General features: G+C 61.0%; 18 protein-coding genes. 15 read left to right on the forward strand and 3 right to left on the reverse strand.

Annotated elements, in window-relative coordinates; translation table 11 throughout:
* The first annotated feature begins 92 nt into the window (after positions 1–92).
* The 5 genes from cobT (at position 93) to H4W29_RS32400 (ending at position 4,401) form a co-directional block, all read left to right on the forward strand.
* Positions 93–1,109, forward strand: coding sequence for a nicotinate-nucleotide--dimethylbenzimidazole phosphoribosyltransferase (cobT, locus tag H4W29_RS32380; RefSeq protein WP_192732955.1), 1,017 nt, complete (start codon positions 93–95; stop codon positions 1,107–1,109).
* 297 nt (positions 1,110–1,406) lie between these two features.
* Positions 1,407–1,781 (forward strand): hypothetical protein, encoded by a 375-nt coding sequence (locus tag H4W29_RS32385; RefSeq protein ID WP_192732956.1) that lies wholly within the window; start codon positions 1,407–1,409, stop codon positions 1,779–1,781.
* A 108-nt stretch (positions 1,782–1,889) separates the two neighbouring features.
* Positions 1,890–3,374: a multicopper oxidase family protein gene (locus H4W29_RS32390; protein WP_192732957.1), complete on the forward strand. Its 1,485-nt coding sequence runs from the start codon at positions 1,890–1,892 to the stop codon at positions 3,372–3,374.
* 74 nt (positions 3,375–3,448) lie between these two features.
* On the forward strand, positions 3,449–3,835 hold the full coding sequence (locus tag H4W29_RS32395) for an EF-hand domain-containing protein (RefSeq protein WP_192732958.1): 387 nt from the start codon (positions 3,449–3,451) through the stop codon (positions 3,833–3,835).
* A 185-nt stretch (positions 3,836–4,020) separates the two neighbouring features.
* Positions 4,021–4,401, forward strand: a complete 381-nt coding sequence (locus H4W29_RS32400) for a diacylglycerol kinase (protein ID WP_192732959.1) — start codon at positions 4,021–4,023, stop codon at positions 4,399–4,401.
* A 12-nt stretch (positions 4,402–4,413) separates the two neighbouring features.
* Here H4W29_RS32400 and H4W29_RS32405 read toward each other — a convergent pair whose 3' ends face one another.
* Positions 4,414–5,949 carry a sensor histidine kinase gene (locus H4W29_RS32405; RefSeq protein WP_192733270.1) on the reverse strand — a complete coding sequence of 512 codons (1,536 nt, stop codon included), beginning with the start codon at positions 5,947–5,949 and terminating at the stop codon, positions 4,414–4,416.
* 106 nt (positions 5,950–6,055) lie between these two features.
* Here H4W29_RS32405 and H4W29_RS32410 point away from each other — a divergent pair, with 106 nt between their 5' ends.
* The 5 genes from H4W29_RS32410 to H4W29_RS32430 all read left to right on the forward strand — a co-directional run bounded on the left by H4W29_RS32410 (position 6,056) and on the right by H4W29_RS32430 (position 11,105).
* The gene (locus tag H4W29_RS32410; protein WP_192732960.1) at positions 6,056–6,604 is read left to right on the forward strand and encodes a thermonuclease family protein; all 549 of its coding nucleotides are present in this window, start codon (positions 6,056–6,058) and stop codon (positions 6,602–6,604) included.
* The gene (locus H4W29_RS32415) at positions 6,601–7,242 is read left to right on the forward strand and encodes a uracil-DNA glycosylase family protein (RefSeq protein WP_192732961.1); all 642 of its coding nucleotides are present in this window, start codon (positions 6,601–6,603) and stop codon (positions 7,240–7,242) included. Before H4W29_RS32410 ends, H4W29_RS32415 begins: the two co-directional genes overlap by 4 nt.
* A gap of 70 nt (positions 7,243–7,312) precedes the next feature.
* Positions 7,313–7,801, forward strand: a complete 489-nt coding sequence (locus H4W29_RS32420; protein WP_192732962.1) for an Lrp/AsnC family transcriptional regulator — start codon at positions 7,313–7,315, stop codon at positions 7,799–7,801.
* An 860-nt stretch (positions 7,802–8,661) separates the two neighbouring features.
* Positions 8,662–9,729, forward strand: a complete 1,068-nt coding sequence (locus tag H4W29_RS32425; protein WP_192732963.1) for a porin — start codon at positions 8,662–8,664, stop codon at positions 9,727–9,729.
* A 443-nt stretch (positions 9,730–10,172) separates the two neighbouring features.
* Entirely contained in the window at positions 10,173–11,105 is a 933-nt protein-coding gene (locus H4W29_RS32430) for a LysR substrate-binding domain-containing protein (RefSeq protein ID WP_192732964.1), read from the forward strand.
* Between the two features lie 119 nt (positions 11,106–11,224).
* Here the strand turns inward: H4W29_RS32430 and H4W29_RS32435 are convergent, their stop codons facing one another.
* Both H4W29_RS32435 and H4W29_RS32440 read right to left on the reverse strand, forming a co-directional pair.
* A complete protein-coding gene (locus tag H4W29_RS32435; RefSeq protein WP_192732965.1) occupies positions 11,225–11,908 on the reverse strand; it encodes a DNA alkylation repair protein in 684 nt (227 codons plus the stop codon).
* 13 nt (positions 11,909–11,921) lie between these two features.
* Positions 11,922–12,791 (reverse strand): NAD(P)-dependent oxidoreductase, encoded by an 870-nt coding sequence (locus H4W29_RS32440; protein ID WP_192732966.1) that lies wholly within the window; start codon positions 12,789–12,791, stop codon positions 11,922–11,924.
* Positions 12,792–13,056: 265 nt separating this feature from the next.
* Here H4W29_RS32440 and H4W29_RS32445 point away from each other — a divergent pair, with 265 nt between their 5' ends.
* The 5 genes from H4W29_RS32445 to H4W29_RS32465 all read left to right on the forward strand — a co-directional run bounded on the left by H4W29_RS32445 (position 13,057) and on the right by H4W29_RS32465 (position 18,278).
* Positions 13,057–14,022, forward strand: a complete 966-nt coding sequence (locus H4W29_RS32445; RefSeq protein WP_192732967.1) for an aliphatic sulfonate ABC transporter substrate-binding protein — start codon at positions 13,057–13,059, stop codon at positions 14,020–14,022.
* A gap of 307 nt (positions 14,023–14,329) precedes the next feature.
* A complete protein-coding gene (locus H4W29_RS32450) occupies positions 14,330–15,295 on the forward strand; it encodes an aliphatic sulfonate ABC transporter substrate-binding protein (RefSeq protein ID WP_192732968.1) in 966 nt (321 codons plus the stop codon).
* Positions 15,296–15,343: 48 nt separating this feature from the next.
* On the forward strand, positions 15,344–16,519 hold the full coding sequence (gene ssuD, locus H4W29_RS32455) for an FMNH2-dependent alkanesulfonate monooxygenase (protein WP_007816286.1): 1,176 nt from the start codon (positions 15,344–15,346) through the stop codon (positions 16,517–16,519).
* Positions 16,520–16,608: 89 nt separating this feature from the next.
* Positions 16,609–17,445, forward strand: coding sequence for an aliphatic sulfonate ABC transporter permease SsuC (gene ssuC / locus H4W29_RS32460; RefSeq protein WP_192732969.1), 837 nt, complete (start codon positions 16,609–16,611; stop codon positions 17,443–17,445).
* Positions 17,446–17,456: 11 nt separating this feature from the next.
* Positions 17,457–18,278, forward strand: a complete 822-nt coding sequence (locus H4W29_RS32465) for an ABC transporter ATP-binding protein (RefSeq protein ID WP_192732970.1) — start codon at positions 17,457–17,459, stop codon at positions 18,276–18,278.
* The last annotated feature ends 384 nt before the right edge of the window (positions 18,279–18,662 follow it).

The following is an 18,662-nucleotide window of genomic DNA, read 5'->3' on the forward strand; positions in this document are numbered from 1 at the left end:
ATTGTTCGCCTGGGCCGCTCGCTTTAAGAGAGTCGCCACGCAAAGAACCCGATTTGCCGGGAAAAGACAAGAATACAAGGAAAGCCATTCAGATGAGCGTTTCAGGCCTGCCGTTCGACGATTTTCGCGCCCTTCTTCGTGACCTGCCGGGACCGGATGCCCGCGCGCTGGTCGCCGCCCGCGAACGCGACGCGCAACTGACCAAGCCGCCGGGTGCGCTTGGCCGACTGGAAGAGATCGCTTTCTGGCTCGCCGCCTGGACGGGCAAGCCACCCGCTGTCAACCGGCCGCTGGTCGCGATCTTCGCCGGCAATCATGGTGTCGTGCGGCAGGGAATCACGCCTTTCCCGCCTGAAGTGACACAGCAGATGGTGGAGAATTTCGCGGCCGGCGGGGCGGCAATCAACCAGATCTGCGTCGCCTATGACCTCGGCTTAAAAGTCTTCGATCTGGCGCTCGATTACCCGACCGGCGACATCACCCAGGAGCCGGCGCTGACCGAGCGCGATTGTGCCGCCACCATGGCCTTCGGGATGGAAGCGATCGCCGGCGGCACGGACCTGCTCTGCATCGGCGAAATGGGCATCGGCAATACGACGATTGCGGCTGCGATCAACTACGCGCTTTACGGCGGCACGGCGCGTGACTGGGTTGGCCCCGGCACCGGTTCGGAAGGCGAGATGCTGGAGCGCAAGATCGATGCCGTCGAGCGCGCTGTCGAACTGCACAGCGATCATCTCAACGATCCGCTCGAAATCATGCGCCGCCTCGGCGGGCGCGAGATCGCGGCAATGGCGGGCGCCATCCTCGCGGCGCGCATGGAGCGCATTCCTGTGCTGATCGACGGTTATACGGCGACGGCTGCAGGCGCGATCCTGCAGGCCGCCAATCCGTCTGCGCTCGACCACTGCCTGATCGGCCATGTCTCGGCCGAACCGGGGCATCTGCGGGCCATCGAACAGCTCGGCAAGACACCGCTTCTGGCGCTCGGCATGCGGCTTGGCGAGGGCACTGGTGCAGCCCTTGCCGCCGGCATCGTCAAGGCGGCCGCCGCCTGCCATTCCGGCATGGCAACCTTCAGCCAGGCAGGTGTTTCCGGCAAACATTAGGACTCAAACTTAAGCTCGTGGAGGCGGAGCGACATGTACCGGATCGCTCCCGCCACTGGAGAAGGTGCGGTCCGGCCGCCGCACAGATTGCGGGCTCGACGCGTGAGGCATTTTCAGACGCCTTGACGCAAGACCGCCGGTATCATCCGGACATTGTTGACCTGGATCAAGGATCATCGGCACCAAAAGGTCCAGCATACGTGCGTCGTGTTGGTCGCATGGACAGTTCCAGTGATGCCACTATCTTCAATCTCATCAGCCGGCGCTTCGGCTGATCAGGGGAACGGAGCCGCACTCATGGCCGCCGGCCGCAGCAGGTTCGCATGGATGAACGCAGTGCTGACCGTTCTGGTCACGCTCGCGATTCTCTTTGCGCCAATGGCAGGGGCGATGGCGATGCAGTGTCATGAGCGCCCGGTTCACACGCGCCACGGTATCGAGCAAACCCTTATCCAGAAGGACGCCGGCACCTCACTTCAAGGCGGCCTGCGCACTCCCGACCATAAGAGTTGCTGTGCCGTTTCGTGCGGCTTCTGTCTTGTCTTCATGAATATCGACAAAACGGAAGCGCCTGCAGACAGGGGTTTCTTCCTCCGCTTCGCATGGGGAGACCAGATCGGAAGCGGCCTGACGCTCCCGCCCATGCTCGGGCCTCCTCGTCTTTCGGTCTGAGGATACCGGAGGCCGCTTCTTCGCGGCGTCCGGTCGATTCCGCGGGCGCCGCAGGTAGCCCCTAGACCAACGGTCGGCATGCCGACCTGGAAGCAAGGATAAAATACAATGAAACGCCGTGATTTTCTCAACGGCCTGACGGTCGGCGCAGCAGCGCTCGGCATGTCGGCCGTGCTGCGTCCCGTCAGCAGCCTTGCACAGGACGCCAAGACTTCGTCCTCGCAGGGCACGACACCCCGCATCCTCTCCGTCGGTTACCGGACCATCGACGTCAAGGGCAGGTCCGCGCGCGTCTTCGGCCTCGTCCAGCCCGACGGCAGGCCGGGGCTGACGCTTGATGCCGGAACCGATTTCGACGTCGCGCTGTCGAACGCGATCGACGAGCCGACCTTGATCCACTGGCACGGATTGACGCCGCCCTGGGCTGCCGACGGCGTGCCCGACAATCCCGCCGCACCCCTCAAGCCGTCCGACACCCGCCGCTACACGTTCCCGGTCGGTGCGGGCAGTACGCACTGGATGCACGCCCATACGCTGCAGGAGCAGAACCTGCTTGCCGCCCCGCTGATCGTGCGGACCGCCGACGACATGAAGCGCGATGAGCAGGAGGTTGTCATCCTGCTGCACGACTTCTCCTTCCTGTCGGCGGAGGAACTGCTGGCGAAGCTGAAAGGAAATGCGGCGCATGGCTCCATGCCCATGGGTCACGGCTCGATGCAGGGAATGGGCGGCATGCAGCACATGATGTCCGGCAATAACATGGCGGGCATGGCCATGCCGGGAATGGCGGCCATGGACCTCAACGATATCGACTATGACGCCTATCTAGCCAATGACCGCACGCTCGACGATCCCGAGGTCGTCGCGGTGGAGAAGGGCGGCCGCGTGCGCTTGCGCATCATCAACGGCGCCACGGCGACAGCCTTCACCATCGACACCGGCAGCCTTGCCGGAGAGCTGGTCGCTGTCGACGGGCAGGGCGCGCAGCCGATCGCCGGCACGTCTTTCCCTGTTGCCATGGGTCAGCGCATCGACATCCGCCTCGGCCTTCCGAAGGACGGCGGGGCTTTTCCCATCCTTGCCCTGCGCGAGGGAGCCGTGGAGCGTACGGGCGTCATCCTTACCACCGCGGGCGCTGATATCCGCAAGATTGCGGTCGAGGGCGATATGAAGGGCCCGGTTCTCGGGCTGGATCTGGAACAGCGACTGCGTCCCGTCGCACCCGTGGTGCCGCGTGCGGCAGACCGCCGCTTCGAATTGTCACTGACGGGCGACATGGCGACCTATCGCTGGGGCATCGACGGGGCGGACGGTCTCGTCGTCAAGCGCGGCGAGCGGATCGAGGTCGCGATCGCCAACATGTCGATGATGGCGCATCCCATGCACCTGCACGGCCACCATTTCCATGTGATCGGCATCAACGGAACGCCGATCGCCGGCGCAGTCAGGGACACGGTTCTGCTGCCGCCGATGGCGAGCGTCGTGCTTGCCTTTAACGCCGACAACCCCGGCCGCTGGCCGCTCCATTGCCATCATCTCTACCACATGGCGACGGGCATGATGGCTTATGTCACCTACGACGGCGTCGGCTGACGCGCATCGATCGACTTGTTGGCCGGCGGCGCGTCCGCCTGCCTCTGTCACGACATTGCCAAAGGAGAAATGACATGAGAACGACGAGAATTCCAAACGCGGTCCTGCTTGCCGCGCTGATCGCCATCGGCGGAGTCGGTTCCGCCTTCGCGCAGACGAACGGGGCGGATACCCATCATCCCCTGAACATGTCGCAGGCGAGCCCGCCATCGGGAATGGGGGGCATGATGGGACAAGGCCAAGGGGCAATGCAGGACGGACCGGGCATGATGGGCGGCGGGATGCCGATGATGCGAGGGTTCATGACGAAGATCATGTTCGCGATCGCCGATACTAATGAGGATGGCTCGCTGTCGTTCGAGGAAGTGACAGCCATCCATAAGCGGATATTCGACGCTGTGGACGCCAACAATGACGGTAAGGTCACGCCAGAGGAGATACAGGCGTTCTGGCTGCAATAGGTTCCGGTTTTAGATAATCCGATGCTTGAGCAGGAAGAGTGGCGGAGGCTATCCGCCGCGCCGGAGCGAAAACCATAACCCGGCCGGCGCATTGCTTGCACTGGAACAGGGGAAGCGATATCTGCGTATCCGCTCATGAATGAAAGCACCGGCTGGAAAACCGGGCTGGAGGAAACGAGGCGCCTTTGACGAAACCTGCCGTGACCAAGGAAACGGGATTTCGCCATTTCATGGCGGCGGCCAGCTATTCGTGGGCAGGCTTCCTGCGGGTCTTCAGGGAATCGGCCTTCCGGCAGGAGCTCGGCTTCTTCGCAGTAGCGCTGATTGCGCTTTTTCTCGTCGGTGCGGATGCCACGGAATTCGTCGTCACGACGGTGCTTTTCCTCGGGCTCTTTTCGATCGAGGCGATGAATACGGCAGTCGAGGAAGTGATCGACCGGATTTCACCCGAGATCTCCATCGTCGGCAAACATGCAAAGGATCTCGGCTCCTTCGCCGTGACCTGCATGATCGCCGCCTGCTGCCTTTATCTCGGCTTCGTCATCATCGGGCATCTGTTCTTTTAAATTATGGGATGACTAAGCGAAGCTGCGGCGCTTCTTGATAACCGGCTGGGCTTCTTCCACGGCCGGGATGCTCTGCAGCACGCGCTTGGCCGGCAGGATGGCGATGACTTCGGTGCCTTCGCGCAGCCTGGATTTCAGGATGAACTGGCCGTCATGCTTGGCAAGGATCGCCTGAACGATCGGCAGGCCGAGGCCGGTGCCCTGTTCGGCGCTCTTGATGGCGATCGAGCCCTGGCCGAAGGCCGATAGCACGATCGGGATTTCGTCTTCGGGGATGCCGGGGCCATTATCCCTGATGGAGATGTACTGGCCGCCGCCGGCAGTCCAGCCGACCTTGACGTTGATTTCTCCACTCTGAGGCGTGAATTTCACGGCGTTGGAAAGAAGATTGAGCACGACCTGGCGCATGGATTTCTCGTCCGCCCAGATCGCCGGGAGCTGGCGCTCGACCTGATCGTGGATAGTGATATTCTTGGCGCGGGCGCGAAGTTGCACCATGCCGATGCAATCCTCTGTTATATCGAGCAGAGAAATCGCCTCTTCGCTCAACTCATACTTGCCGGCTTCGATGCGCGAGAGGTCGAGGATTTCATTGATGAGATCGAGCAGATGCTGTCCGGAACGATGGATATCGCCGGCATATTCCTTGTAGGTCGGATTTGCGAGCGGCCCCATGACCTCCGCCGACATGACCTCGGAGAAACCGAGAATGGCATTCAGTGGCGTGCGCAGTTCATGCGACATGGAGGCAAGGAAGCGCGACTTGGCAAGGTTTGCCTCCTCGGCACGGCGGCGAGCCTCGTCCGACATGGATTTAGCCACTTCCAGCTCGGCGATCAGATCGTCCTTTTCCGACTGGAAGGAGAGGATCCTCAGGCTGAACTGGAAGAGCCGGTCGCTGATGTAATTGAAGAAGACCACCGTCATGGTGAAGACGCCGGTCAGGCTGAGTTCCAGAATATCACGCGACAGGCCGCTTTTTGCCGCAAGCGCCACGACAGCAGGCGCAAAGCCGACGAGTACGGCGCGCGTCAGCATGAAATTCGACATGGTCGCGACCGACAACGCGATCAGCAGCGTGGCACCCTTATAGAGCGTGAAGCTCGAAGGTTCGCAGGCCGAACAGTCCTGCAGGGCAAAGACCGCCCAGCAGCAGCCGATCAGGAACTGGCCTGCCAGCAACAGGTTGCGCCAGCGGCGCACAGCTTCTGCGGTAATTTCCTGCCTCCTGGCGCGGCGGGCCAGAAGAATATTGGCGGCATGGCATGTCAACGTCAGCAGCGCCCAGAAGAACAGGCTCGCATCCTCGGTGAAATAGGTGCCGAGTGCTGCAACGATAATGACGAAAAGCGGCGCGATCGCCGCGCCCTGCAGCACGGCAGTGATATACATCTGCAGTACGTCACGATCGAAGGCGGAGCTTGAGGCATGGCCGGATTGCAGGCGTTCGCGCGTCTGACGCACGGCCTTTGAAACCGCCTTATTGCGGTGGCCGCGCGATTTGTCGACAATGATCTTGTCGGTAGATGTGCTGACGCCGGTACTCATGTGCACGTTGAAAATTGTTCCGCAGATGAATAAGAGCTTAACCGGAAAGTCTTAAGAAGATGTTTGCCATCTTTGCCAAGGGTTTGTTTTGCAAGGAGGCAAAAGCGTGGCACGGCTTCTTGTGTTGACCCGAGACGGTGCAACTGCGCTGGCTTTTCTTGCTCTCGTTGCATTAATTGCGGCCAAGCTCAATGACAGGCCCGATATCCAGCACCACGGCGCTTTTCACGCCGCCGATGGCGACAGCCTCGTTCTTGACGGCGAGCGCATGCGGCTTGATGGCATCGATGCACCGGAACTGTCGCAGACTTGCGAGCGGCAGGGGCAGGACTGGGCGTGCGGCAGACAGGCCCAACACACGCTGCAGCAGCTGGTTTCTGACAACAGTACGCAATGCGGCGGAAACGAGCGCGATCGCTATGACCGGCTGCTGGTCACTTGCCGAAATAATGCCGGCAGTATCAATGCGCGGATGGTGGCCTCCGGGATGGCCGTTTCCTATGGCCGCTACCAGCAGGAGGAAGGGCAGGCGAGGGCCCGGAAGCTCGGGCTCTGGGCAGGCCATTTCGAAATGCCGCGCGATGTCAGGGATCAGGCCCGGCATGAAAGCTCCGGCCTGCAGCGGCTGATCGGCGGATGGACGGGATGGGAATGAGCAGTACATCGAGCGAGGACCGGCTGGACAGGTTGCGCGCCGAGATTGCCGCCTGCCGGATCTGTCGCGATGCGCCACTGCGTGGCATCGAGGATCGCCTGCCGCACGAGCCACGGCCGGTCGCCGTGCTCTCCTCGCGTGCCCGTGTGCTGATCGCGGGCCAGGCGCCGGGGCTGCGCGTGCATGAAAGCGGGCTGCCGTTCGACGATGCCTCCGGCGACCGGCTGCGGCAGTGGCTGCAGGTGGATCGGCCCGCTTTCTACGACAGGGATCGATTCGCGATCGTGCCGATGGGCTTCTGTTTTCCAGGTTATGATGCCAAGGGCAGCGACCTGCCGCCGCGGCGTGAATGCGCGCCGGTCTGGCGGGATCGCGTTCTCTCGGCCATGCCGCAGATCGAGCTGGTGCTTGCCGTCGGCGGTTATGCGCAGGCCTGGCATATGGGGGTTATGAGGCGCGAGAACATGACCGAGACGGTGCGGGCATGGACTGACAGCCTCGCAGCGCCGGGCAAGCCTTTGATTCTTCCACTGCCGCATCCGAGCTGGCGCAATACTGGCTGGATCAAGCGGCATCCGTGGTTCGAAGAAGAGCTGCTTCCTGAACTGCGCCGGCGAATCAAAATGCTTGTCTTCTGAAACAAAATTCTTTTCGTCGGCCGGAATCGCGCTATACAAAGAAAATAATTCGAAAGGGACTTATTTTCGCATGGATCGCCTCGACCGAAAGATACTGCGCCTGCTCCAGGAAGATTCGACGCTCGCCGTAGCCGACCTTGCCAAGAAGGTCGGGCTGTCGACGACGCCCTGCTGGCGGCGCATCCAGAAGATGGAAGAAGACGGCGTCATCAAGCGCCGCGTGGCGATCCTCGATCCGGAAAAGGTCAACACCAAGGTCACGGTTTTCGTGTCGATCCGTACCGCCACCCATTCCATCGAGTGGCTGCGCCGATTCTCGGAAGTCGTGGCGGAATTTCCCGAAGTGGTCGAGTTCTACCGCATGAGCGGCGATGTGGACTATCTGCTGCGCGTCGTCGTGCCCGATATCGCGGCCTATGACGCCTTCTACAAGCGGATGATCGCCAAGATCGAGATTCGCGACGTCTCGTCTGCATTCGCGATGGAGCAGATCAAGTATTCGACGCAGCTGCCGCTCGACTACATGCTGCTGGAAAACGCCAAGTCCAGCGAGGACTGAGCGGGGCAGGCGCCTTCGACACGGCATTCGACGGTTGCAAACGGGCGCGAGCGAATCGCGCCCGTTTGCGTGAGAAGGGGCGGCCGTCCCGCGCGGTCGATCCGAGCAGGCCGGTTCGGAAGTTCATCCGTGATTTCTGGGAGTGCCCCGCCCAGCGCCGGCCCCTTGACGCCGGCGCGAAACCTTTCCAAATTGTAATCTTCCTGTCATGGAACTATGCGAAGCCACGCAAGTCACGATCTGGCCCTGACGTTGGGAGGCACGGGGGCCGATTCGCGCGGGTGGTCCGGGGATCTGGGACACTTTTATAATGTCCGTGCAGCGCAATATTGCGCGTTGCATGATTTTTTGAGTCTTTGGCAAAACGTTTAAGCGGCGCCCTGAGCGTGAGTCTTCGAGTGTTTATGCAGCATAAAGTAGGCTCCAAATCGACTTATGGCCGCTTTCTGCACCATTAGGTTCGATTTCAGGACACCATGTCCTAATCTCCTATCTTTATATGGTCCTTAGCCGGCGCTAATGTCCGGCTGCTTCGCGAAGCCGTTTGAGGTTTTACTCCGGTTTCGTGGCGCTTTGGGAGGATCGGTTCAGCCGCCTGCGATAGCCACTGGCTACCGCGGCGGCATTTGTGCGTCTGTCATCCAACCCTTTGAAATTGTTGTATAAAAACCACGCTCCATGTGGAAAGCATGTGCGTGCCGTGCGATGGCGCCGTTCACGAATTGATACAGTTTGATGTCTGTGGGATGAACGTTCGGCGGTTCGATCGATCCGCACGCCGTGAGGCTGTTCAAACGGGTCGGCTTTGGATCTTCGGAAACAGAGTAAAGCCCCGATCGACAAAGGAGTGGATTTCTACAATGAACATCAAGATGGTATTGCTTGCGTCGGCAGCAGCATTTGCTGCATCGACCCCGGTACTCGCAGCAGACGCAATCGTTGCTGCCGAGCCGGAGCCGGTTGAGTACGTTCGCGTCTGCGACGCTTACGGCACCGGCTACTTCTACATCCCGGGCACGGAAACCTGCCTGAAGATCGAAGGCTACATCCGTTTCCAGGTTAACGTCGGCCCGACCTCCGACACCAACGACTCCAGCTGGGATGCTGTAACCCGCGGTCAGGTTCAGTTCACGGCTAAGAGCGACACCGAATACGGTCCGCTCACCGGCGTTATCGTCCTCCAGGCCAACGCTGACAACGCAACGAACCAGGATACGATCCTCGACTCCGCTTACCTCGACGTCGCGGGCTTCCGCGCTGGTCTCTTCTACTCCTGGTGGGACGATGGTCTCTCCGGCGAAACGGACGATATCGGTTCTGTCGTAACGCTGCATAACTCCATCCGTTATCAGTACGAAACCGGTTCCTTCTACGCTGGCATCAGCGTCGACGAACTGGAAGATGGCGTCTACCAGGGTGACTTCGATCCGGCCCTCGACGCCCTCGTTGCGAACGACGGCCCGAACAATGTCGGCGTTGCCTTCGGCATCGGCGGCACGGCTGGCGCCTTCAGCTACCAGATCACCGGCGGCTGGGACTTCGACAACGAAGACGGCGCAATCCGCGCAATGGGTACGGCTGAACTCGGCCCGGGCACGCTCGGCCTCGCTGTTGTCTACTCCAGCGGCCCGAACTCCTACTACTCGACGGCTGAATGGGCAGTTGCTGCCGAATACGCCATCAAGGCTACTGACAAGCTGAAGATCACCCCCGGCGTTCAGTACTACGGCAACTACATCGGCGGTGCCGACCCGTTCGCCACTGTTCCGGATAGCTTCGACGGTGCCGGTGATGCCTGGAAGGCCGGTCTGACGGTTGACTACCAGATCGTTGACAACTTCTACGCCAAGGCTTCCGTCCAGTACCTGGATCCGGAAGATGGCGACGACGTCACGACCGGTTACTTCCGTCTGCAGCGCTCGTTCTAATCTGAGCGACGGAACCCCCGGCCTTGCGCCGGGGGTCTCCTAACCCCACGAGTTTCTGATCAGAATGACCTCCGATCAGTAACGAGGGACTGGTCCGGTTTTCCCTGCTGGGCCAGTCCTTTGCAGTTGAAAGCGGTCATGAAGCCAGGAGCGCCGCCACGCTTACCGGTTTCGCTTTGTCGCCAGGCTTTCCTCCGGTTTTCCCCAACGCCGAGCACCTCTAGAAATTATCGCCCTATTCGTTGGCTCCGGTAAATTGCGCCATATTTTATTGCGCGATACGCATCTTTCGTTGTGTGATTTCATCAGGCGAGCTGATCATCAGGATGGGCGTTTATCCCCTGAGGATTCGATGCCGACAATGTGACTGTAACGTAACAGGTGAGACGCTATAAGCATTTCAGTGGCTGGCATTCATTACTACTCTCGGGTAGGTTTCGATAATGGACGATCTTAATGACTACTTCTATTTTGCCGCCGTTGTCTCCAGCGGCGGCTTTGCTTCCGCAAGCCGAACCCTAAAAATACCCCGATCCAAGCTGAGCAGGCGTGTCAGTCGCCTGGAGGATGGCCTCGGCGCGAGGCTGATCGAGCGTTCCACACGTCACTTCCGGGTGACGGAGATCGGGCAGGCCTTCTATGAGCAGTGCCAGACGATTCTGAGAGAAGCCGATCGTGCGAAGTCGATCGTCACGGAGGCCCAGTCCGACCCGCAGGGGATCGTGCGCATGGGCTGCCCGCTCGGCCTGATCGATATTTCGCTCGGAGCCGTACTGCCGGAATTCCTGGAGCGCTACCCTAAGATCAAGCTGCAGATCATCGGTTCCGACCGGCGTACGGACCTCATTAACGAGCGCATCGATGTCGAAGTTCGCGCGGCGAGCGAGCCGGAAACACAGACGAGCCTGACGATGCGCAAGCTCGACCGGGCACGGCGCATCCTTGTCGCCAGCCCCTCGCTCGTCGAGCGCATGGGCGAACTCGGCGGCGTCGACGATCTCGGCAATGCGCCGACGCTTGCCATGACCACCTGGATGTCCTTCCATACCTGGGAACTAGTCGGGCCTGATGGCGAGAAGAAGGTCGTACGCCATCAGCCGCGGCTCACCTGCCGCAGCATGACGGCTATTCTCGATGCTGCTCGGGCAGGTGTGGGCTACGGCCTCATCCTGGAAAATGCCTGCGCGTCGGATCTCCAGTCCGGCCGGCTGGTTCGCGTTCTGCCGGAGTGGCAGACGGTGGAGAGCCAGTTCTATCTGGTCTTCACGACAACCAAGGGCATGCCGCCGGCGGTGCGGGCGCTGATCGATTTCCTCGTCGAGAAATCCAAGCAGCATCAGATCGTTACGACAGGGGCTGCGATCGCGGCACAATAAGGCTCTGTTCCATGCGAACCGCGAAACCGCGGTACAGTTTTGCTGGAATGTTCGCTTTATTTTTGCGCAATTCAGGGCGCAAAACCACGACACATTTTGCTGGAATTGCTCCGGGCGCTTTAGCCGAGGCGAGCCAGCAGCTTTTCACTCGTCAGTTCCCTGACCGCATCCTTGCCGATCCAGCGAGGCGTCTTGTCCGTGCTTGCGGCGAGGCGTTCGGCGAGGGGGAGCGCCTGACCATGGCAGGTGCGGTTGCGCTTGCCGATGTTGCGGAGCGCCCAGTTGACGGCCTTGCGGACAAAGTTTCTGTTATCGCTGCAATGCGCTTCGATCAGCGGCAGGTAGGCAAGCAGGCTTTCATCCGGGTCCGTCTTCCGGTGTACCGCCGCACCGGCGATCATGGCGAAGGCGGTTCGCCTGACGAATTCACGCTCGTCGGCGGCAAAGTCCGGGATCAGCGCGTCGAGACCAGCATCGACGAAGAGGTCGGCGGCGCAATCGACGATTTCCCAGGAGTTGAAGTCGGCGGCAAGCGTGCGGGCCTCGGCTTCCGTCAGATTTTTGGGATCGAACGTGTAGAGCGCCAGCAACCGCGCTTCGCGGATGCCGCTTGCCCAGAGCGCCATCGCTCTGATGTGATCCTTCTTTGCGAGCCGGGCGATTCTCTGCAGATCAGGATTGGAAATGCCGATGGCGGTCTCGGTAACGATGCCGAAACGCGCCATGCCGGCAATATTGTCTTCGGAGCGCAGCGTCTGAAGATGCGCGATCAGTTCCGCTGCACTCGAAGATGGGGAGATCACTGACAGGGCTTGGTCATTTTTCGAGGCGCGCGAGCAGAGAAGACGTATCCCACCTGTTACCGCCGAGCGCCTGGACATCGCCGTAGAACTGGTCGACGAGTGCCGTCAGCGGCAGCTTGGCCCCGTTCTGGCGGGCTTCGGTCAGCACGATGCCGAGATCCTTGCGCATCCAGTCGACGGCAAAGCCGAAATCATATTTGCCCTGGTTCATGGTCTTGTGGCGGTTTTCCATCTGCCAGGAGCCGGCCGCACCCTTGGAAATGACATCGACCACCTTTTCGATGTCGAGCCCGGCGCGCTTGCCGAAATGCACGGCCTCTGCCAAACCCTGGACGATACCGGCGATGCAGATCTGGTTCATCATCTTGGTCAGTTGGCCGGAGCCGGCCGGACCCATCAGGCCGACCATGCGGGCATAGGCGTCGATAACAGGTTTTGCCTTCTCGAAGACGGCTTCGTCGCCGCCGCACATGACGGTCAGCACGCCGTTTTCAGCACCCGCCTGGCCACCGGAGACAGGGGCATCGATGAAGTCCACACCCTTTGCCTTCGCGGCTTCATAGAGTTCGCGGGCGACCTCGGCGCTGGCCGTGGTGTTGTCGATCAGCACCGCGCCAGGCTTCATGGTCTTGAGCACGCCGTTTTCACCTGAGGTCACCTGGCGAAGATCGTCGTCATTACCGACGCAGACGAAGACGAAATCGCAACCATCGGCGGCTTCGGCCGGCGTCGGCGCCGACTTGCCGGAGAACTTTTCTGCCCAGGCGGCCGCCTTCTCAACCGTGCGGTTATAGACGGTGACATCGTGGCCGCCCTTTGTCTTCAGATGTCCCGCCATCGGGAAACCCATGACGCCGAGACCGATGAAAGCGACTTTCGCCATATGCTGTCCTCCATAACCGCTTGCAAACAGGCTCCGAGGATTAGCGGAAACGGCTGATGACGGAAAGCCACTGACAAAGGAGAAGCGATCGCTCTTGGAACAAAATTTCTCCGAGCCCGACAAAACGGGGTCGGGAAAGTTTCAGATATCGCGAATATGATAAATTTAGTTGTCGATCTAATTTATAGACTAAATCATCATCATTCCATCGAAACGGACCGGCTGGCGCAGCAGGAGCGCCAGCCTGCCAGAAAAGGGGATAGAGATGATCACACGTCGACAGACGCTCGGGCTTTTCGGTGCCGCAGCCGCCACCGCCATTCTGCCATCGGTCCGGCCGGCACGAGCCGCAGCAACGGAGTTCCGCATCGGCTGGCAGAAGAACGGCGTGCTGGCGCTCGCCAAGCGTCGCGGCGCCCTGGAAAAGCGCCTTGCCGACCAGGGGATCACAGTGAGCTGGTCGGAATTCACCTCAGGTCCGCCGTTGCTCGAGGCCCTTGGCGCCGGCGCGCTTGATTTCGGTGCAACCGGTGACGTCCCGCCACTCTTTGCACAGGCAGCGGGCGGCGCGCTCTATTATGTCGGCATCTACCGTGGCAGCCCGGCAGGCTCGGCCATCCTCGTGCGCAAGGATTCGCCGATCAAGACGCTGGAGGATCTGAAAGGCAAAAAGGTTGCCTTCAAGCGCGGCTCCAGCGCCCATAACGTAACGGTCAAGGCCTTGCGCAAGGCAGGGCTGAAGCCGGAGGATGTACAGCAGGTCGATCTTGCGCCGCCGGATGCGGCAGCCGCTTTCAAGAACGGCAGTATCGACGCCTGGTCGATCTGGGATCCCTATCTCGCCATCGCCGAAGCCGATCCCGATACGCGCATTCTGACGACGGCCGAGGGTATCGTCGATTCCTACAGCTACTTTCTCGCCAACAAGGATTTCACCGACGGGAACGGCACCGTCATCGTCAACGTGCTGGACGAGCTCGCCAAGGTCGGCCGCTCGGCCCAGGACAATCTCGATGCGACGGTCAAGGAGCTCTCGGAAATAACAGGCGTGCCTGAGAACATCACGCGGGTGGCGCTGCAGCGTCCCGGCGCCGATCTCGGCAGCGTGACGACGGTGAGCGATGCGGCAGCCGCCTATCAGCAGGCGCTGGCCGACGAGTTCTACAATCTCGGCATCGTGCCGAAGAAGCTGACAACCGGCGATATCGTCTGGCATCCGAAGGCTAGCTGACTTCGTCAGGCCCCGGGCGAGCTGACCGCCGCCGCGCAAGCTGGCCAAGTCAGCCGCTGGGCGAGCTGATCTCTTCCGCAGTTTGGGGTGGCGCTGGGGCAGGGCCTGGCGACCGCGGCATGGGAGCATACCCATGCCGCGGAACCGGGCAAAATTATTCTCCAGACCCGGTTAGAATAGCAAATTGATATTGTCGATCTAATTAGTCGTCTATGTCACTATCTCCGCATGATCAAACGCGACCGGTTCGCGACTTTGGTTCGCAAAAGGGCGCGGCCGAAAGCCACGAGAACGGAGAAGAGATTTCATGTTTACACGCAGACAGACGCTCGGCCTTTTCGGTGCTGCGGCCGCAACGACCATTCTGCCGCAGGTTCGCTCCGCAAACGCCGCGGCCACTACACTGCGCATCGGCTGGCAGAAGTTCGGCGTGCTGCCGCTTGCCAAGGCTGCTGGCGCACTTGAAAAACGGCTTGAGGCCAAAGGTGTGCGCGTCGAGTGGAACGAATTCACCTCCGGCCCGCCGCTGCTCGAAGCAGTCGGCGCCGGCGCCCTGGATTTCGGCGTTTCCGGCGATGTGCCTCCGCTCTTTGCGCAGGCAGCCGGTGGCGATCTTCTTTATGTCGGCGCCTATCGCGGCCCGGCCGCTTTCCACGGCCTGCTGGTGCAAAAGGATTCGCCGATCCAGAAGCTGGAAGATCTCAAGGGCAAGAAAGTCGCCTACAAGCGTGGCTCCAGCGCCCATAATTTTGCGCTCAAGGTGCTCGCCAAGGCCGGGCTTTCTCTCTCCGATATTACCGAAGTCGACCTGCCGCCACCGGATGCGGGTGCCGCTTTCAAGACCGGCAGCATCGATGCCTGGGCGATCTGGGATCCCTTCTTCGCTGTTGCCGAAGCCGATTCGCACACAAGAGTACTGACGACTTCGGAAGGTCTGCTCGACAATTGGGGGTACTTCCTCGGAAACGGCGCCTTCACCAACGCCAATCCCGAAGTGATCGTCGATGTCATCGACGAGCTTGCCAAGGTGGGTGCGGCCGCACAGGTGAATCTCGACGATACGGTGAAAGCGCTCGCCCAGATCACTGGCGTGCCCGCCGATATCACCCGCGTCACGCTCACCCGCAGCCAGGCCGACCTCGGCAAAGTTTCGCTAGTTCCGGATGCGGCTCTCACCTACCAGCAGGCGCTCGCCGACGATTTCTACAAACTCAAGATCGTGCCGAAGCAGCTCACGATCAGCGATATCGTGTGGCATCCGAAAGCCAGTTGATCGGGTAACCGGACCGATTTCAGACATTTATAAGAAAGGAATGCGCTCATGACCGCTTCATCCGACCCGATCAATTTCCTCTGGTTCATCCCGACCTCCGGCGACGGCACCTATCTCGGCTCCACCGATCTCAACCGTGCGCCTGAAATCGGTTACCTGACGCAGATCGCCCAGGCGGTGGACCGTCTTGGTTATTCCGGTGTGCTGCTGCCAACGGGTGTTGCCTGCGAGGAGTCCTTCGTCATGGCCTCGGCGCTCGCCGCGCGGACCGAGAAGCTGCAGTTCCTGGTGGCGATTCGCCCGGGTACTGCGTCTCCGGCCTATTATGCCCGCCTTGCCACCACGCTCGACCGCATCTCCAATGGCCGCCTGCTGCTCAACATCGTTGTCGGCGGCAGCCCGGCGGAGCTCGCTGGCGACGGCATCCATCTGGAGCACGACGAGCGTTATGCCCATGCCGACGAGTTCTTCCATGTCTTCGAAGAACTGCTCGAAAAGGGTGTCGCGAGCTATGACGGCAAATATATCAAGGCGACCGATGCCCGCCTCGGCTTCCCCTCGGTGCAGTCGCCGCGCCCGCCGCTCTATTTCGGCGGTTCCTCGGATGCCGGCATCGATTTCGCCGTCGGCCGCGTCGACAAGTACCTGACCTGGGGTGAACCGCCCGCACAGGTTGCCGAAAAGGTGCAGAAGGTACGCGCCGCTGCTGCCGGCAAGGGCCGCGACGTTTCCTTTGGTATTCGCCTGCATTTCATCGTCCGCGAGACGGACGAGGAGGCCTGGGAAGCCGCTGACCGCCTGATCCGCCATCTCGATGACGAGACGATCGCCGAAGCGCAGGAGCGTTTCGTCAAGGAATCCGACTCCGTCGGCCAGAAGCGCATGGCTGCGCTGCATGGCGGCCGCCGCGACAAGCTCGAAGTGTCGCCGAACCTCTGGGCCGGGATCGGCCTGGTGCGCGCCGGTGCGGGCACCGCGCTCGTCGGCTCGCCGAAGACCGTTGCCGCGCGCCTGCGCGAATATCAGGAGGTCGGCATCGATACGGTGATCGGCTCCGGCTATCCGCATCTCGAAGAAGCCTATCGCGTTGCCGAACTGCTCTTCCCAGAACTCGGCATCGAGAGGGACGAACAGCGTCTGAGCTTCAACAACGAGTTCGGCCGCAAGAAGGTTTTTGCCGGCGGCAGCCATGGCGGCAACCTGAAGGTCGTCTCCGGCTCCTGATCTGGGGCCAATCATTAACGCAATTCCGGACACGAAACTCCGCACGGTTTCCCGGAATTGCACTGAAGCAAAGCGCGAGGAAGATATCCATGTCGACTTTCGATACGCCGTTTGCGCGGGCTGCCGCCGATACCGACAAGGGCAGGGCGGGTTTTCGCCTGCCGCTGCCCAGCCGTGACAGACTGCTGCCCTATCTGGTGCCGGTTGCAATCATCGCACTCTGGCAGCTCGGCTGCTCCGTCGGCTGGATTTCCTCGCGCATCATGCCGTCTCCGGCCGATGTCGCCTCTGCCTTCTGGACGACGACGATCTCGGGGCAACTGCCCGAGGATGTGCTGGTCAGCGCCGCACGCGCCTTTGCCGGCCTGCTTGTCGGCGGCTCTATCGGTTTCCTGCTCGGCATTGCCAATGGCGTCTCGAAACTCTCCGAGCAACTGACGGACACAACGCTGCAGATGCTGCGCACCATCCCGCATCTGGCGATGATCCCGCTCGTCATCCTCTGGTTCGGCATCGGTGAGGAATCGAAGCTCTTCCTCACCTCGCTCGGCGTGCTCTTTCCCGTCTATCTCAACACCTACCACGGCGTGCGCAATGTCGATCGGGACCTGATCGAGATGGGCAAGGTCTATGGCATGAGTGGCTGGACGCTGTTCCGCAAGGTGATCTTCCCCGGCGCGCTGCCGTCGATCTTCGTCGGATTACGCTATGCACTCGGCATCATGTGGCTGACACTGATCGTCTCGGAATCGATCGCCGCTTCCTCCGGCATCGGCCACATGGCCAACAATGCCCGCGAATTCATGATGACCGATGTCGTGGTGCTGGCGCTCGTCATCTATGCGGTTCTCGGCAAGCTCGCCGATGTCGTCGCTCGTGCCCTTGAGCGCCAGACGCTCAAGTGGAACCCGGCCTACGCGAAATAGGAGTTAGTGCGATGACCGTTATCTCGCGCGAGCGTTTCCATCCTGCCGATACGGCCGAATATGTCGATCATCAGCCGATCGCCGCCGGCGAGGGCGCTGCCTCCATCACGCTGTCGGGCCTCGAAAAGAGCTTTGGCGCCAACCGGGTATTGCGTGGCATCAACCTGCATATTCCGGCCGGCCAGTTCGTCGCCGTCATCGGCAAGAGCGGCTGCGGCAAGAGTACGCTGCTGCGCATCCTGTTGGGCCTCGATGAGCCGACTGATGGTGAGTTGCGCTTCGAAGGCGCCGATGGCAGCGATACGCAGCCCAATGCCCGCATCGTCTTCCAGGAGCCGCGGCTTCTGCCTTGGCTCAGCGTCGCCGACAATGTCGTCGTTGGTCTCGGCGAAGGCATCGAGAAGAAGCGGGCGCTGGAAGAAGCCAGGGCTGTGCTTGCCGAAGTGCAACTCGCCGAAAAGGCCGGCGAATGGCCGGCGCGCCTCTCCGGCGGCCAGCGCCAGCGGGTGGCGCTGGCCCGCGCACTTGTCAGCAAGCCCGGTATTCTGGCCCTTGACGAGCCGCTCGGCGCACTCGATGCACTGACCCGCATCAGCATGCAGCAATTGCTGAACCGCGTCTGGCGGGAACTCGGCTGCACCACCGTGCTCGTTACTCATGATGTCAGCGAGGCGGTGCATCTGGCCGACCGGGTGATCGTTCTGGAGGAGGGTCGTGTCGCGCTCGATCTCGCCATTCCCTATCCGCATCCGCGTCGCCACGGCAATCCTGCGCTGGCGGAGCTGGAAGGCCGGCTGCTTGCGGCAATCCTCGGCAACGACGGCGGTCATTGATCAAGGCCTTGTTGCCGTCCTGCTGTTTGCGGGAGGATGGCCGGAAATTTTCCCTGCTCCGTGAGAACGTCGGCCCCGGCTTTCGCGAAAGCTGAGCTGGCTGCGGTTGATCATCGCCGTATTTATAAATTTTTATTGGCTTTCTGAAGCATACTTCAATTTCCATCAACTATGAGATGCATAAAGACGTTCTGTCCGAACATTCAAAATGCATCCTGCGCCAAATCCGATATATCCTGTTTCATCAATCATCGGCCATCGACGGCCCATGCGTTGCTTGGTTTCGCACGGCTAGTCTTCGGATATTCCACCCTTCTTCACATCGCCGGCATGACGCCGGTGCCGCGCAAGTGAGCCACCTCGACATGAGGAGGGCCGCAAAGC

It is taken from the genome of Rhizobium viscosum, from assembly GCF_014873945.1.
Taxonomy (GTDB): Bacteria; Pseudomonadota; Alphaproteobacteria; order Rhizobiales; family Rhizobiaceae; genus Rhizobium; species Rhizobium viscosum.